The 15959-nt window shown below is 70.8% G+C and carries 11 protein-coding genes; 3 read left to right on the top strand and 8 right to left on the bottom strand.

Going from position 1 to position 15959, the window contains the following annotated elements; all coding sequences use genetic code 11:
- Positions 1–103: 103 nt before the first annotated feature.
- Complete coding sequence (gene proS, locus ABZ904_RS12485) at positions 104–1519, bottom strand: proline--tRNA ligase (protein WP_359397173.1); 1416 nt, start codon at positions 1517–1519, stop codon at positions 104–106.
- Positions 1520–1744: 225 nt separating this feature from the next.
- On the opposite strand from proS, the gene ABZ904_RS12480 reads away from it, so the two are divergent.
- Positions 1745–2605: an SAM-dependent methyltransferase gene (locus tag ABZ904_RS12480; protein WP_360998385.1), complete on the top strand. Its 861-nt coding sequence runs from the start codon at positions 1745–1747 to the stop codon at positions 2603–2605.
- A gap of 30 nt (positions 2606–2635) precedes the next feature.
- On the opposite strand, the gene ftsH is transcribed toward ABZ904_RS12480, so the two are convergent.
- From ftsH to ABZ904_RS12450, 6 genes are all read right to left on the bottom strand, one after another.
- The gene (gene ftsH / locus ABZ904_RS12475) at positions 2636–4564 is read right to left on the bottom strand and encodes an ATP-dependent zinc metalloprotease FtsH (RefSeq protein WP_359397171.1); all 1929 of its coding nucleotides are present in this window, start codon (positions 4562–4564) and stop codon (positions 2636–2638) included.
- 103 nt (positions 4565–4667) lie between these two features.
- Positions 4668–6215 (bottom strand): signal recognition particle protein, encoded by a 1548-nt coding sequence (gene ffh / locus ABZ904_RS12470; protein WP_360998383.1) that lies wholly within the window; start codon positions 6213–6215, stop codon positions 4668–4670.
- A gap of 133 nt (positions 6216–6348) precedes the next feature.
- Positions 6349–8796 carry a [protein-PII] uridylyltransferase gene (locus ABZ904_RS12465; RefSeq protein WP_361822844.1) on the bottom strand — a complete coding sequence of 816 codons (2448 nt, stop codon included), beginning with the start codon at positions 8794–8796 and terminating at the stop codon, positions 6349–6351.
- 25 nt (positions 8797–8821) lie between these two features.
- On the bottom strand, positions 8822–9160 hold the full coding sequence (locus ABZ904_RS12460) for a P-II family nitrogen regulator (RefSeq protein WP_359397163.1): 339 nt from the start codon (positions 9158–9160) through the stop codon (positions 8822–8824).
- Complete coding sequence (locus tag ABZ904_RS12455; RefSeq protein ID WP_359397161.1) at positions 9157–10494, bottom strand: ammonium transporter; 1338 nt, start codon at positions 10492–10494, stop codon at positions 9157–9159. The genes ABZ904_RS12460 and ABZ904_RS12455 overlap by 4 nt, the downstream gene beginning before the upstream one ends.
- A gap of 424 nt (positions 10495–10918) precedes the next feature.
- Entirely contained in the window at positions 10919–12388 is a 1470-nt protein-coding gene (locus tag ABZ904_RS12450; RefSeq protein WP_361822840.1) for a hypothetical protein, read from the bottom strand.
- A gap of 449 nt (positions 12389–12837) precedes the next feature.
- Between ABZ904_RS12450 and ABZ904_RS12445 the strand changes: the two genes are divergently transcribed.
- The gene (locus ABZ904_RS12445; protein WP_360998381.1) at positions 12838–13500 is read left to right on the top strand and encodes a bifunctional DNA primase/polymerase; all 663 of its coding nucleotides are present in this window, start codon (positions 12838–12840) and stop codon (positions 13498–13500) included.
- Between the two features lie 104 nt (positions 13501–13604).
- Here the strand turns inward: ABZ904_RS12445 and ftsY are convergent, their stop codons facing one another.
- A complete protein-coding gene (gene ftsY, locus ABZ904_RS12440) occupies positions 13605–14807 on the bottom strand; it encodes a signal recognition particle-docking protein FtsY (protein ID WP_359397152.1) in 1203 nt (400 codons plus the stop codon).
- 138 nt (positions 14808–14945) lie between these two features.
- On the opposite strand from ftsY, the gene ABZ904_RS12435 reads away from it, so the two are divergent.
- The gene (locus ABZ904_RS12435) at positions 14946–15917 is read left to right on the top strand and encodes an LLM class flavin-dependent oxidoreductase (RefSeq protein WP_359397151.1); all 972 of its coding nucleotides are present in this window, start codon (positions 14946–14948) and stop codon (positions 15915–15917) included.
- The last annotated feature ends 42 nt before the right edge of the window (positions 15918–15959 follow it).

Raw genomic sequence — 15959 nt, 5'->3', positions numbered from 1 at the left:
AAGCCGGTGCGTAGCGACCACTACGCGCCGACGCGTAGGTGAACCGCGCACGCCGGGGCAGCTGGGGTCTGCCGATGCGCAAGAGGTGTTTCGGTCTCTTACCTCAATAAGCGCGCGCGACGACCGCGACGTTACCCGGTGCGTCGTCCGCGTCGGGAACCGCCCCGTCCTCGGTGACCAGACAGCGTACGGTCACGGCGTGTTCGGCCAGCTTGGCCTCGCCGTCCTCGCCGAGCACGGACCACGGAATGCGGGCCCAGCCGCCGGCGACCGCCGCCTCGACGGCCTCGTCGATCGTCGAGACCTCCGCCGTACGGGACAGGCGGCGCTCCCGCGACTGCGTCAGGAGCAGCGCCTGGTCCTCCTCGAGGATCCCCGGAAGCAGCCCCGGAATCGACTCGAGCGCCACCGGCTCCTTGCCCCCGGGGATGCGACGGGCCAGCATCGCCGTGCCGTTCTCCAGGTCGCGGGGGCCGATCTCGATGCGGACGGGCACGCCCTTGAGCTCCCAGTCGACGGCGCGGCGGCCGAAGGGGGTGTCGGTGCGGTCGTCCACCTGGACACGGATCCCGGCCTCCTTGAGCCGGTCGCCGAGCTCGCGGACCTTGGCCAGAACCGCGTCGTCGTCCTTGATCGCGAGGACAACGGCCTGAATCTGCGCCAGGCGCGGCGGGACGCGGAGTCCGTCGTCGTCGCCGTGTGTCATGACCAGCGCGCCGATCATGCGGGTGGTGGAGCCCCAGGAGGTCTGCCAGACGTACTCCTGCGTGCCGTCCTTCGACAGGTAGCGGGTGTGGAACGCCTTGGCGAAGTTCTGGCCCAGCTCATGGCTGGTGACCATCTGGAGGGCCTTGCCGTCGCCCATCATGCTTTCCAGCGTCAAGGTGTTGATCGCGCCGGCGAAGCGCTCCCTGACCGTCTTGCGGCCGGACACGAAGTCGATCGCGAGGACGTTCTCCAGGAAGTCCCCGTAGACGTTCCGCTGGATGTGGGCGGCGAAGTCGCGGGCCTCCTCATAGGTGGCGTGCGCGGTGTGGCCCTCCTGCCACAGGAACTCCGAGGTGCGCAGGAACAGGCGGGGCCGCAGCTCCCAACGCACCACGTTGGCCCACTGGTTGATCAGCAGCGGCAGGTCGCGGTAGCTCTGGATCCACTTGGCGAAGTAGTCGTTGATGATGGTCTCGGAGGTGGGCCTGACCACGGCGGGTTCTTCGAGGTCCTTGCCGCCGCCGTGGGTGACCACCGCGAGTTCGGGCGCGAACCCCTCGACGTGGTCGGCCTCCCTGGTGAGGTACGACTGCGGGATCAGCAGCGGGAAGTACGCGTTCTGGGTGCCCGTCTCCTTGATGCGGGCGTCCATCTCGCCCTGCATCCGCTCCCACAGTCCGTACCCGTACGGTCGGATGACCATGGTGCCGCGCACCGGCCCGTTGTCGGCCAGTTCGGCCTTGTTGATCAGGTCCTGGTACCAGCGCGGGAAGTCGTCCGCCCGGGGTGTGAGAACGGGTGCCTTTGCCATGGCGCGATGGTACGGGGACACCTCCGCGCGCCGTGAATGAATTTGTCACCCGGGGTGGAGGGGGCGCACGGACGGCTCACAAGGAGTCCTCCGCACCCCCTGGACGCCACGACGGGCGCGGAGTTACCTGGCATACGGGGGGACTCGGGGGGAGCACAAGCGCGCATCACGGGGGCTGAAGGAAACGGACGCAGCGACAACTCTCGGCGGAATGAGGCGCTTTCGATGACACCTACTCTCGTGCGACAGCACATCCCCCACGCGGGAGCGACTCCCCGCGTGGACCGGAGTGCACGCGCGCGTGACTGGGCGGAGATCCAGGAGCGGATGCTGGTGCCGCTCTACGAAGCCGTGTACGAGCGGCTCGAAGTGGACTCCGGGACACGGCTGCTCGGGCTCGGGTGCGGTGCCGGTCTCGCCCTGCTGATGGCCGCCTCCCGGGGCGCCTCGGTCACCGGTGTCGACAGCGGCGCCCGCGAACGCCTGGCACTCGCCCGGGAGCGGCTGCTCCCGCGGACGCCGGGCACGCGCGCGTGTGCCGGCACCCGGATCGTCGACGGCTCCCCGCGGGACGCGGCGCCCGCCCCCGGAGCGCCGGCGTACAACCTGCTGACCGCCTTCGAGCCGATCGGAGCCGCCGCCGGTGACGGTGCGGTCCTCGCGGGCCGGCTCACGGACGCGAAGCCGCTCGCCGAGCACGGTGCGGCCGTGGTGCTCACCGGCTGGGGCCCGCCGGAGCGGTGCAGCACGTCGCCGGCGCTCGGCCTGGCGAGGAAACTGGCCGATCCCGAGGACGGCGCGGGCGGCCGGCACCCGGCCCGGCGCGACGACCTGGAGGAGGCGGCGCAGCGCTGCGGGCTGCGGCCGGACGGATCGGGGCGGGTCGCCTGCCCCTTCGGGTACGCCGACCTGGACAGCGCGGTACGCGGGATGCTGTCGACGGGGCTCTTCGACGCGGCGATCGCCGCCACGGACCGGGAACAGGTGGACAAGGAGCTGGCCGAGGCGCTGCACCCGCACCTGCGGGCCGACGGCACGGTGTGGATGCCGAATGTGTTCCGCTACCTGATCGTGCGCGTCCCCTAGACGAGCGCGCCCTGCCGGCTCCGCGGGCGCTCAGTCGTCCTTGCCCAGGCGCAGGACCCCGGCGATGCGGTACGCCTGCGCCTCGTCCAGGGTCTCGTTGGCCAGGAGGGCTTCCGCGAGAGCGTCCAGCTGGCCCCTGTGCTCCTCGAGCTTGCGGCACGCTTCGGCGTAGCACTGGTCCACGATGCTGCGCATCTCGCTCTCGATCACATCCAGCGTGTGCGGCGCCGCGGAGAGGCCGTACGCCTGCTGGGCGTCGCTGGGCAGAGCCGAGAAGCGGCCCACCCGTTCGCTCATGCCCCAGCGGGCGACCATGCCGCGGGCGATGTTGGTGACCTGTTCCAGGTCGCTCTCGGATCCCGTGGTGATGACTCCGTAGACCACCTCCTCCGCCGCCATGCCGCCGAGGGCGCCGATGATGCGGCCCCGCAGGTACTCCTCGGAGTACGCGTACTTCTCCACCTCGGGGGTCGACAGCGTCACCCCGAGCGCCCGGCCGCGCGGCACGATCGTGACCTTGCGCACCGGGTCCGCGCCGGGCTGCAGCATGCCCAGCAGGGCGTGTCCACTCTCGTGGTACGCGGTGCGCCGGCGGTCCTCCTCGGGCAGCAGGAGCGAGCGTTCGGCACCGAGCTGCACCTTCTCCAGGGCTTCCAGGAAGTCCTGCTGCATGATCTGCTGCTGGCCCCGCTTGACCGCCAGCAGCGCCGCCTCGTTGGCGAGGTTGGCCAGTTCGGCACCCGTCATGCCCGGGGTCATCCGGGCCACCTGGGGCAGGTCCACGTCCGGAGCGAGAGGCATCTCGCGTGTGTGGATCCCCAGGATCGCCTCGCGGCCGCCGCGGTCCGGCGGTGAGACGGTGACCACCCGGTCGAAGCGGCCGGGCCGGGTGAGTGCCGGGTCCAGGACGTCGGCCCGGTTCGTGGCCGCGATGACGATCACGCCTTCCGAACCGGTGAAACCGTCCATCTCCGTGAGGATCTGGTTCAGCGTCTGCTCGCGCTCGTCATGGCCACCCAGCGACGCCCCGCCGCCCCGCACCCGCCCGATCGTGTCGATCTCGTCGATGAAGATGATCGACGGGGCCGCCTTGCGGGCCTCGGCGAACAGCTCGCGGACCCGGGAGGCGCCGACGCCCACGATCATCTCGATGAACTCGGAGGCCGAGGCGGAGAAGAACGGCACGCCCGCCTCGCCGGCCACCGCCCGTGCCAGGAGAGTCTTGCCGGTGCCCGGCGGGCCCGTCAGCAGCACGCCGCGCGGCATCTTGGCGCCCATCCTGCGGTAGGCGTCCGGGTTCTTGAGGAAGTCGACGACATCGCTCAGCTCGCCCTTGACCTCGTCGATCCCGGCCACATCGGCGAACGTGGTGCGTAGCTTGCCCGGTTGCAGTTCGACGGGCTTGGGGGGCGCCCTGCGGCCCAGCATGCCGCCCGGGCCGCCCAGCCCGGTCCGCACCCGCCGCGCGATGAAGACCCACACCGCCACCAGGATCAGCAGCGGCAGCAGTGAGATGAGCAGGTTGGACAGAAAACTGCGCTCCTGCACGACCGGCTGGGCGGTCACCGTGACATGGTGCTTGGTCAGGTTCTGCCAGAGCCTGTCGTCGGCGAAGGCGGGGCGCTGCGTCTTGAACTTGGTGTACTTCCCACCGCCCGGGTTCGGCTGCGCGATCTTCAGCTGTCCCTGGATCGCGTCGCCCTTGGAGTAGACCTTGGAGACGTTGCCGTTGCCGAGCTGCCTGCTGAACTCCGTGTACGAGATCGTCGGCTGATTGGCCGCGGTGAAGTAGGTGAGGGCGGCGTAGGCGACGACGAAGACGATCACTGCGGCGGCGGCCAGACTCCACCAGCCGCCCGGGGGTTTTCTGCCGCCGGATCGCCGGGATGACTCCTCCGGAGTGCCTTCGGTGCGCCACGGCTTGTCCGGGGTCTTGCGTGGTGGCGCGGCATTCGTCATATATCGGACGGTACGGCACCCAGAAGGCCCCGGCACGCGCTGAGGGCGCCCCTGCGACAGGGACGCCCTCAGCCTCGTACGGCCCCGTGGACCGCCGTGGAAGTCAGCCCATGAACTTCTTGAACTCGTCCGGCAGCTCGAACTCCTGATCGCTCTGCTGCGGCAGGCCGAAGGCGCCGCCCTCGGCCGCGGCGGCGCGACGCGCGGCCTCCTCCTGCTCCTGCTGCTTGCGCTTCATCGGGTTGCCGGAGCGCTGCTTGCCCTTGGCCTTCTTCGGCTGCTTCTTGCTGCGGCCGGGGCCGCCGCCCATGCCCGGGATCCCCGGCATACCGGGCATGCCGCCGCCCTGGGCCATGCGCGCCATCATCTTGCGCGCCTCGAAGAAGCGCTCGACCAAGTTCTTGACCGCGCTGACCTCGACACCCGAACCCTTGGCGATACGGGCCCGGCGCGAGCCGTTGATGATCGTCGGCTCCTGGCGCTCGCCCGGAGTCATCGACTTGATGATCGCGGCCGTGCGGTCGACGTCCCGCTCGTCCAGGTTGTTGATCTGGTCCTTGATCTGGCCCATGCCCGGGAGCATGCCGAGCAGCTTGGAGATGGAGCCCATCTTCCTGACCTGCTCCATCTGGGCCAGGAAGTCGTCCAGGGTGAAGTCCTGGCCCTTCTTGGACGCCAGCTTGGAGGCCATCTTCTCGGCCTCTTCCTGGCTGAACGTCTTCTCCGCCTGCTCGATCAGGGTGAGCAGGTCACCCATGTCGAGGATGCGGGAGGCCATCCGGTCCGGGTGGAAGGCGTCGAAGTCCTCGAGCTTCTCACCGTTCGACGCGAACATGATCGGCTTGCCGGTGATCTGGCGGATCGACAGAGCCGCACCACCGCGGGCGTCGCCGTCGAGCTTGGAGAGCACCACACCGTCGAAGCCGACGCCGTCCCGGAAGGCCTCGGCCGTGTTGACGGCGTCCTGCCCGATCATCGCGTCGACGACGAAGAGGATCTCGTCGGGCGAGACCGCGTCCCGGATGTCCGCGGCCTGCTGCATCATCTCCTGGTCGATGCCGAGGCGGCCGGCGGTGTCCACGATCACGATGTCGTGGACCTTGGTCCTGGCGAAGTCGATGGAGTCCCTGGCGACCTTGACCGGGTCGCCGACACCGTTGCCCGGCTCCGGCGCGAAGACGGCCACGCCCGCGCGCTCGGCGACGACGCTGAGCTGGTTCACGGCGTTCGGGCGCTGGAGGTCGGCCGCGACCAGCAGCGGGGAGTGGCCCTGCTCCTCGAGCCACTTGGCGAGCTTGCCCGCGAGGGTCGTCTTACCGGCACCCTGCAGACCCGCCAGCATGATCACCGTCGGGGGCTGCTTGGCGAACCGGAGGCGACGGGTCTCCCCGCCGAGGATGGTGACCAGCTCGTCGTTGACGATCTTGAGGACCTGCTGGGCGGGGTTCAGGGCCCGGGAGACCTCGGCGCCGAGGGCGCGCTCCTTGACGTTCTTGATGAAGGTCCGGACGACCGGCAGCGCCACGTCCGCTTCGAGGAGCGCGATGCGGATCTCGCGCGCTGTGGCGTCGATGTCCGCCTCGGAGAGCCTGCCTTTCCCGCGGAGGTTTTTGAAAGTCGCGCTGAGGCGGTCGGAGAGGGTGTCGAACACGGCGGCGTCGGTCCTCGGAGTCGGGGGCGTTCTGGGCTGTCCTCCAGGGTATCCGGACCGGCGGGCAAATCATCCCCGCCGACGGAAGAGCAGGCCGGGGGCCCGCTCCCGGGCCGGTGGAACCGGCCAGGCCTCAGGCCCGCAGCGTCTCCTCCAGCATCCGTGCCACCGTGGCCGCGTCCTCCCCCGGCAGCGGCGTATCCGTGGCAGTCGTCACATAGAAGGCGTCCACGGCGTTCGCGCCCAGGGTGCTGACATGCGCGCTGCGCACCCGTACGCCCGACTTCTCCAGTGCCCGCCCGATCCGGAACAGCAACCCCGGTGCGTCCTGGGCGCGTACTTCGATCACCGTGGCGTGCCGGGAGGCCGTGGGGGCGATCGTGACCCGGGGCGGCGGCGCCAGCACGCCCCGGCGGCGGGGGTAGGCCGCGTCCCGCTCGGCGAGGCGTGCGCCGATGTCCAGGGAACCGTCCAGGGCCCGTACGAGGTCGGCACGCAGCCGGGCGGACTGCGGCAGCGAGCCGTACTCCGCCGCGACCCGCCAGTCGAGCAGCAGGACCGAGCCCTCGTGGACACCGTCCGGCAGGTCCAGGGCGCGCAGCTCCGCCGTGCGGACGGTGAGGCGGTGCATCGCCAGCACACCCGACACCGCGGGCAGCACCCCGGGCTGGTCCGGTACGGCGATCAGAAGCTCCACGCCGAGAGGTTCCGGTTCGCCGGAGCGCTCCTCGGACGGCGGCTCGGGCTGTGCACGCAGAGCGAGCACCGGTCCGCCCGTACGGAACGCCTCGATGGCGAGCCGCTCCTGCTCGACGGTGGGCACGGCCGCCTCCGGGGCGGCGGGGTCGTCGCCGGCCAGCACCGCCGAGACCCGCTTGACCAGGTCGTTCACGAGCGCGCCCCGCCAGGACGACCAGGCGGCGGGGCCGGTGGCCAGGGCGTCCGCCTCGGTCAGCGCATGCAGCAGTTCCAGCGTGCTCTGCGAGCCGACGGCCTCGGCGACCGAGCGCACCGTGGCCGGATCCTCCAGGTCGCGCCGGGTGGCCGTGTCGACGAGCAGCAGGTGGTGGCGTACGAGCGCGGCGAGCACGGCGACGTCGTCGCGGTCGAAACCGATGCGCGTCGCCACGTCCCGCGCGATGATCTCGCCCGCCACGGAGTGGTCGCCGGGCCAGCCCTTGCCGATGTCGTGCAGAAGCGCGGCGATCAGGAGGAGGTCGGGGCGGCCGACCCGGCGCGTCAGCTCGGAGGCGCGTACGGCGGTCTCGATCAGATGCCGGTCGACGGTCCAGATGTGCACGGCGTTGCGCTGGGGGCGGCAGCGCACGCGCTCCCAGTCGGGCAGCAGACGGCTGATCAGCCCCTCGGCCTCCAGTGCCTCCCAGACCTCGACGGTCGGGCGGCCGGAGCCCAGCAGGGTGACGAGCTGTTCCCGGGCCTCGGCGGGCCAGGGCGTCGGCAGCGGGCGGCCGGTGGCGGCCATACGGCGTACGGCGTGCAGGGAGAGCGGGAGGCCGGCCTGGGCGGCGGCAGCGGCGGCGCGCAGGGGCAGCACGGGATCCCGCTCAGGGCGCGCGGCCCGGGCGAGCACCACTTCGCCGTCCTGTTCCACCACGCCTTCGGCCAGCGGGGACCGCTCCGCGACGGGCTTGCCACCGCCCAGCATGGCCCGCAGCCGAGGCCGCACCGCGCGTGACCGCAGGACACGGCCCACCTCACGCCATGTCACATCGCTCGCGTACGAGATGACCCGCGCCGCCTCGTACACCCGGCGCAGGAGCGTGTCGGCGTCCAGCAGGCCGAGGTCGGCGGCGACCTGGTCCTGCTCCTGCAGAGCCAGCCGGTCGGTGGCGCGCCCGGTGGTCAGGTGCAGCGCGTCCCGTACGTCCAGCAGCCGGCGCCGGGCGTCCGCCAGGCCTTCACGCGGGGCGTCCGCGACCCAGGAGGCGGCGACCGCGCGCAGGGCGGTGGCATCGCGCAGCCCGCCCCGGGCCTCCTTGAGGTCCGGCTCCAGCAGATATTGCAGCTCACCTTGGCGCCGAGCCCGTTCGGCACACAGTTCCTGTAGCTCAGGCAGGCGCTTGGGGGCCTGGTTGCGCCAGTCGGCGAGGACGGCCGTCCGCAGGGCCGCGGTCAGCCCGAGGTCGCCCGCCAGGTGCCGTGCGTCCAGCAGGCCGAGCTGCACCTTGAGGTCCTCGCCCGCGGTCCTGCGGGCCTCGGACGGGGTGCGTACGGAGTGGTCGAGGGCGAGGCCCAGATCCCAGACGGGGTACCAGATGCGGTCCGCGAGGGCGGCGACCGCCTTGCTGTCGCCGCCGTCGTGCAGCAGAAGCAGATCGAGGTCGCTGCGCGGCGACAGTTCGCCGCGGCCGTATCCCCCGACGGCGACCAGGGAGACACCGCGCAGGCCCTCGACACCCGCGGTGAACAGCTCGGCCAGCCAGCCGTCGGTCAGTGCGGCCAGGGCCGAACGGCGCGACGGCCCGGACTGCGCCCCCTCCTGGAGGAGGCGCAGCCGGGCCGCCGCGTAGCCTCTGGGTCCCGAGCCCTCTGCACCCGTACGCACGTCCGTACTCGTCACCCGGCGACTCCTGTTCCTCGGTGCCTTACAGCGCGTCGGGGCCGCGCTCGCCGGTCCGGACCCGGACGGCCGTCTCGACCGGGAGGGACCAGACCTTGCCGTCTCCGATCTTGCCGGTACGAGCCGCCTTGACGATGACATCGATGAGCGGTTCGGCGTCGTCGTCCTCGGCCAGTACCTCGATACGGATCTTGGGGACCAGGTCGACCGTGTACTCGGCACCCCGGTAGACCTCGGTGTGTCCCCGCTGCCGACCGTAGCCGCTCGCCTCGGTGACCGTCAGACCATGTACTCCGAAGGCCTGGAGGGCCTCTTTGATCTCGTCGAGCCGGTGCGGCTTCACGACGGCGGTGATGAGCTTCATGCGTCCACCTTCTTGGTCTGCGCGGCGGTGAGGGCCGAGGCGACGCTCCCGAGGACACCGCCACCGGCGCCGCTGAAGTCGTATGCGGTCTCGGCGTGCTCGGCCTGGTCGATCCCGGAGACCTCTTCGTCCTCGGGGACCCGCATCCCGATGGTCTTGTCGAGGAGGAAGGCCAGGATCGCGGAGGCGACGAGGGAGTAGGCGAGGACCGCGAAGACGCCGGCGCACTGCTTCCAGAACTGGTCGAGGCCGCCGCCGTAGAAGAGGCCCTTGACCGCGGACTGGCCCTTGCCGCTGGCGAAGAAGCCGATGAGCAGGGAGCCGATGATTCCGCCGACCATGTGGACGCCGACCACATCGAGCGAGTCGTCGAAGCCGAACTTGAACTTCAGGCCGACGGCCGCGGCGCAGGCGACACCGGCGATGGCGCCGACGGCGATCGCGCCGAGCGGGGAGACCGCACCGCCGGACGGGGTGATGGCGACCAGACCGGCGACCGCGCCGGAGGCGGCACCCAGCGTGGTGAACGCACCGTGGCGGATCTTCTCGTAGGCGAGCCAGGCCAGCATGGCGGCCGCGGTGGCGATCTGCGTGTTGACGAACATCAGCGGTCCGACGCCGTCGTCGTTGCCGAGCCACGAGCCGGCGTTGAAGCCGAACCAGCCGAACCACAGGAGACCGGCGCCGAGCATGACCAGCGGGAGGCTGTGCGGACGCATCGGGTCCTTCTTGAAGCCGACGCGCTTGCCGATGACGAGGATCACGCCGAGCGCCGCCGCACCGGCGTTGATGTGGACCGCCGTACCGCCGGCGAAGTCGATCACGCCGAGGTCGAAGGCCCAGCCGCCGGTGCCCCAGACCCAGTGGGCGACCGGGAAGTACACGATCGTGACCCACAGCACCAGGAAGATCGCCCAGGCCGAGAACTTCACGCGGTCCGCCAGGGCGCCGCTTATCAGTGCGGGCGTGATGATGGCGAACATCAGCTGGAAGACGGCGAAGACGAAGACCGGGATGGTGTAGCCGGGCCAGAGGTCCATCTTGCCGATGCCGCTGAAGCCGACGAAGTCGGAGGTCCAGCCGACGACCGAGCCCCTGTCGGTACCGAAGGCCATGGAGAAGCCGTAGAGCACCCACAGGATGGTGACGATCCCGAGGCTGATGAAGCTCATCATGAGCATGTTCAGAGTGCTCTTGACGCGGACCATGCCTCCGTAGAAGAAGGCCAGGCCCGGGGTCATGAGCATCACCAGGGCGGAGCAGATGAGCATGAAGCCTGTATTGGCGGACGACAGCTTGGGTGCGTCCGCCGCAAGCATGATGGCTGGTGCCATCGGCGTCTCCTCGTCGGTTGGTACGGCCCCGTGCGGGCGAAGCCTGAGCGGTCCGGTCAGTGAGGGGTGGGCCGGTTATGCGCCATGAGATTGGCGCAGCGCCGTTTCCGTCGAAGCCCCTCGATGTTTCACCGCAGTGACGAAGGCGCCGGGAGTGTTACGCGTTGATGAACTGCAGGATGCCGACCGCGTTGATCGTTATCGTGACGCAACCTGCCGGGAATGGCATCCGCCCGGATGCGTGCGCCGACGTCGCCGCACGTCGGCTGATCATTCGCGCGATTCCGCCCGGGTAGATCACGGAATGCAGGCCGGCCGCGACAGCCATCCGATGACCTGGCAGGGGGAGCCGAGTCGGGCAGTTCGGGATGGCGGCCGCGGCCGGGGTCGCATGGGGCCCTTCGAGTGACGGGGCCGGAAGGGGTCAGACCGCCTCGGCGGTCTCGGGCAGGTGGGTGGCGAGGTGGTCGGTCAATTCGACGATCTCGGAAAGATCACCGAAATCGCGTACAGCCGTGTCGACGGTCTTTCGGATCCGCGTGTTGACACGTTCGGACCGCACGTTCTTGGCGATTTCCATCGACCGCTTTGCCAGCACCGCGCTCTGCTCGGGCTCACGCTGCAGGAGGTGCACGGTCGCCATACCGATGAGGTTGAGTGCGTACGACCGCTGGTGCTCGGAGTCATCGGCGAAGAGGTCGACGGCCTTGCGCATCAGGGGTTCGGCGAGGGAGGCGTAGGCGGGGCTGCGGCCAGCGACATAGGCGAGGTCGCGGAACGAGTGGGAGTTCTCGGCGTAGAGCTCGGCCTCGGAGAAGAAGCGGATCCAGTCGGGCTCGGGCTCGTCGAACTCGACCGCGTCGGCGAAGGTGTCCTCGGCCATCCGGACGGCCCGCTTGCACTTGCCGGGCTGGCCCATGTTCGCGTACGCGCGGGCCTCCATCGCATACAGCATCGCCTGGGTGCGCGGGCTCGCGCAGTCCCGGCTCCCGTACTGGGCGAGGTGGATGAGCTCCAGAGCGTCGTCGGGCCGGCCGAGGTGGATCATCTGGCGGCTCATGCTGGAGAGGACGTACGAGCCGAGCGGCTTGTCGCCCGCTTCCTTGGCGGCGTGCAGTGCGAGGACGAAGTACTTCTGCGCCGTGGGCTGCAGCCCGACGTCGTAGCTCATCCAGCCGGCCAGCTCGGCCAGCTCGGCGGCGACCTTGAACAGGCGCTTGGCGGTGGCCTCGGTCTGGGGTTCCTGGAGGAGGTCGGTCACCTCGTGGAGCTGGCCGACGACGGCCTTGCGGCGCAGACCGCCGCCGCACTGGGCGTCCCACTTGCGGAACATCACCGTGGTGGTCTCGAGGAGGTCGAGCTCGGGTTTGGACAGCCGGCTCCGGCCCCGCGCGGACGGGACGGGCTCCTCGCGCGGGGCGGTGGGCCCGGGGACCAGCCAGCGCTGCATGGGCTCGATGAGGGCCGGGCCCGCCGACAGGGCGAGCGAGCTCCCGAGGAAGCCGCGCCGCGCCAGCATCAGGTCGCTGCGCGAGAACTCGCTGATCAGCGCCACTGTCTGCGGGCCCGTCCAGGGCAGGTCGATGCCGGACACGGAGGGTGACTGGTGGGCGGTGCGCAGCCCGAGGTCCTCGACCGCGACCACACAGCCGAAGCGCTCCGAGAACAGCTCCGACAGGATCCGCGGGATCGGCTCGCGCGGATTCTCCCCGTCGAGCCAGCGGCGCACCCGCGAGGTGTCCGTCGAGATGTGACTGGCACCCAACTGGCGAGCCCGGCGGTTCACTTGGCGTGCGAGCTCGCCCTTGGACCAGCCGCTGCGCGCGAACCAGGAGCCGAGCAGCTCGTTGGGGCGCTTGTCAGCGTTCGCACCGCTTCCGCCGTTGTCGCCCACTGGAACGCCCCCATCTGTCAATCCGCTTGTGCGCTGTGTACGCAAAGCCCTACCAGAATGCCGGTGAATACGGCCCCGCGTCCGACAGTTCTCACCTGTCGAACGGGAACCGGGTTGCCTCCGGCATACCCACGAGTGCGTGCATCTCCAGGAATCGTGCACTCAAAGTAGTCCTACGATCACGCGCCCAGCCATGGCGATTCCAGAATCGCCACCATTCGCCACCCCTTCGGATGAACTCAACGTGGCCTGTGCGCGATTCACTTGACACATGACGGGCGGAAGCGGATGGGACGGTGCACTCACGGGCGCGCGCCGCCCGGCGCACCACCCGGGACGCAACGGGACGCCGCCCGGACCACGCGGCGATCACCGGCGAATCCGGGACACAGAGTCACGATTTGATTCCACCGCGTAACCGTCGGTGCGTCGGACCCGTTGGAGGGGGCATGGGCTTCACGATCGGCGGCACGCGGGCGATCCGCGACATCAGGCCCGGCGCTCGGCGCCGGGGCCGCTCGTCGGAGTGCACTGCCGTGGCCGAGTACACGGGCCTGTGGGGCTGGGACGTGGTGCCCGGCGCCCGGGCGGCCGCGGGAATGTGCTCATGCGGCAAGCGGGACTGCGACGCGCCCGGCGCGCATCCGCTGGACTTCGCGCCGGCGGTGCGGGCGGGCGCCACGCTCGACGAGGCGACCGAGGCCTGGGCTGAGGTGCCCGGTGCCGCGGTGATGCTGCCCGTCGGCCGGGCGTTCGACGTGATCGAGGTCGCCGAGTCGGCGGGGCGGCGTGCGCTCATCCGGCTGGAGCGCATGGGCCTCCCGCTCGGCCCGGTGACGGCCACTCCCGACGGCCGGGCCCATTTCTTCGTCGCCCCGGGCTCCGCGGCAGAGCTCCCCGAACTGCTCTACCGGATGGCGTGGGACGACACGGCCCTGGATCTGCACGCCCTGGGCCCCGGCGCCCACATCACCGCTCCGCCCTCGGACCGCGGCGGCCTCGGGCCGGTCCGCTGGCTGCGCTCCCCCGCCCTGGACTCGGCCACCCGACCACCGGCCGCGCGCCTGCTGATCGGCACGCTCGCCTACCTGGCGCACCGCTCCCGCGCCTGACCCGGTGGCCTCGGCGCAACAGAAGGGCCCCGCTCCATCCGCACGATGGAGTGGGGCCCTCGTCGCGCACGGGTTCGTGACGGCCGTACGCCTCGCGGGAACCGTCAGTCGCCGATAAGCGCATCCACGAACGCTTCCGGGTCGAAGGGCGCCAGGTCGTCGGCACCCTCGCCGAGGCCGATCAGCTTCACCGGGACGCCCAGCTCGCGCTGGACCGCGACCACGATGCCGCCCTTGGCCGTGCCATCGAGTTTGGTGAGCACGATGCCGGTGATGTCCACGACCTCGCCGAAGACACGGGCCTGGACAAGACCGTTCTGCCCGGTCGTGGCGTCGAGGACGAGCAGCACCTCGTCGAGCGGGGCGTGCTTCTCCACGACGCGCTTGACCTTGCCGAGCTCGTCCATGAGGCCGGTCTTGGTGTGCAGGCGGCCCGCGGTGTCGATGAGCACGACGTCGTAGCCCATCTCCTTGCCTTCCTTGACCGCGTCGAAGGCGACGGAGGCGGGGTCGCCGCCCTCGGGCCCGCGCACGGTGTACGCGCCGACCCGCTCGCCCCAGGTCTGCAACTGGTCGGCGGCGGCGGCACGGAAGGTGTCGGCGGCACCCAGGACCACGGTGCGGCCGTCGGCCACGAGGACACGGGCGAGCTTGCCGGTGGTGGTGGTCTTGCCGGTGCCGTTGACGCCGACGACCATCACGATGCCGGGCTTGCTGGCCTCGGGCTCGGTGCGGACGGTGCGGTCCATGTCGGTGCGGATCAGCGTGAGCAGCTCCTCCCGAAGCAGCCCGCGCAGCTCGTTGGGCGTACGGGTGCCGAGCACCCGCACCCGCTCACGCAGCCGCTCGACGAGCTCCTGGGTGGGCTGCACACCGACGTCGGCGGTGAGCAGGGTGTCCTCGATCTCCTCCCAGGTCTCGTCGTCGAGGTGCTCCCGGGACAGGAGCGTGAGCAGCCCCTTGCCGAGCGCGTTCTGCGAGCGGGACAGCCGGGCACGCAGCCGGACCAGACGGCCGGCTGTGGGCTCGGGGATCTCGATCGGGGGCGCTTCGACGGTGGGCGGCTCCTCGACGACCACGGGAGCCGGACCTTGTGGAAGGTCCACCTCCTCGATCGTCCGGCGCTCCTCGTCGCGCGGTGTCTCGGCCTCTTCGCCGACGTGCGGCTCGGCCGGAGGGGCGGTGATGTCGGGCGTCTTGGGGGGCGCCGGAGGCAGCGGCTTTCTGCGCCGGGTGCCGACGAGGAGCCCGCCGAGCGCGCCGATCACGACCACGGCGATGACTACAGCAAGGATGACGATGTCCATAACGCGTCCCAGTATGCGCGACCGGCCACCGGGCCGTTCGGCGGCGGCTCCGGGGTGCGCACACCTGGTTATCTGACGCCTCGTCAGTTACGGTCCTCCCTGCACACCCGCCCGGCGAACGCGAAGGGGGCTCCTCGCATGCCCGTCACGGTCGTACGTTTCAACCTGGTCGAGCCCGGTGCGACCCGCGCCTCGCTCGGCGCCCGCTACCGGGCGGCCGTGGAGATGGCCGCGTACGCCGACGAGCGCGGGATCACCACGGTGCAGACGGAGGAACACCACGGGGTGGCGAACAACTGGCTGCCCTCGCCCCTCGCCTTCGCGGGCGCCGTCTTCGGCGCGACCCGGCGTGTCGCGGTCACCGTCTCCGCCTTCATCGGTCCGCTGCACGATCCGCTGCGGCTGGCCGAGGACATCGCCGTACTCGATCTGCTCAGCGGCGGCCGGCTGGTCACCGTCGCCGGGATCGGCTACCGGCCCGAGGAGTACGCCCTCTTCGACGTCGACTGGACGCGGCGCGGGCAGCTCCAGGACGAGCTGCTGGAGACCCTGCTCAGGGCCTGGACCGGCGAGGAGTTCACCTACCGCGGCCGTACCGTGCGCGTCACCCCGCGCCCGTACACCAATCCGCACCCCCTGCTGTTGGTCGGCGGCTCCTCGAAGGCGGCGGCGCGCCGTGCCGCGCGGCTCGGCCTGCCGTTCTTCCCCAGCGCTCACCTGCCGGAGCTGGAGGCGTATTACAAGGAGCGGCTCGTGGAGTACGGCACCGAGGGCTGGACCATGATGCCCGCCGCCGAGACTCCCCTGCTGCACATCGCCGAGGACCCGGAGCTGGCGTGGGCGCACTACGGCGAGCACTTCCTGCACGAGGCGCGTACCTACGCCTCCTGGCAGTCCGGAGACGTCCGCTCGGCGGTGAAGTCGGCCGCCACGACGGTGGACGAACTGCGCGCGGAGGGCGTCTACCGGATCCTGACGCCCGACGACTGCGTCGCGCTGGGCCTGGACAACCACGTCCTGCACCCCCTGGTCGCCGGGATGCCCCTCGACGAGGGCTGGCGCAGCCTGCATCTGTTCTGCGAGCAGGTACTGCCCCGGCTGACGGACTGATCCTCGTTCGCCACCGCTGACGGGCAGGGGCGAGCGGAGCCG

Source organism: Streptomyces sp. NPDC046900 (assembly GCF_040644975.1).
Taxonomy (GTDB): domain Bacteria; phylum Actinomycetota; class Actinomycetes; order Streptomycetales; family Streptomycetaceae; genus Streptomyces.
The sequence above is the reverse complement of the archived record's forward strand: the minus strand, read 5'-3'. Positions and strand labels throughout refer to the sequence as shown.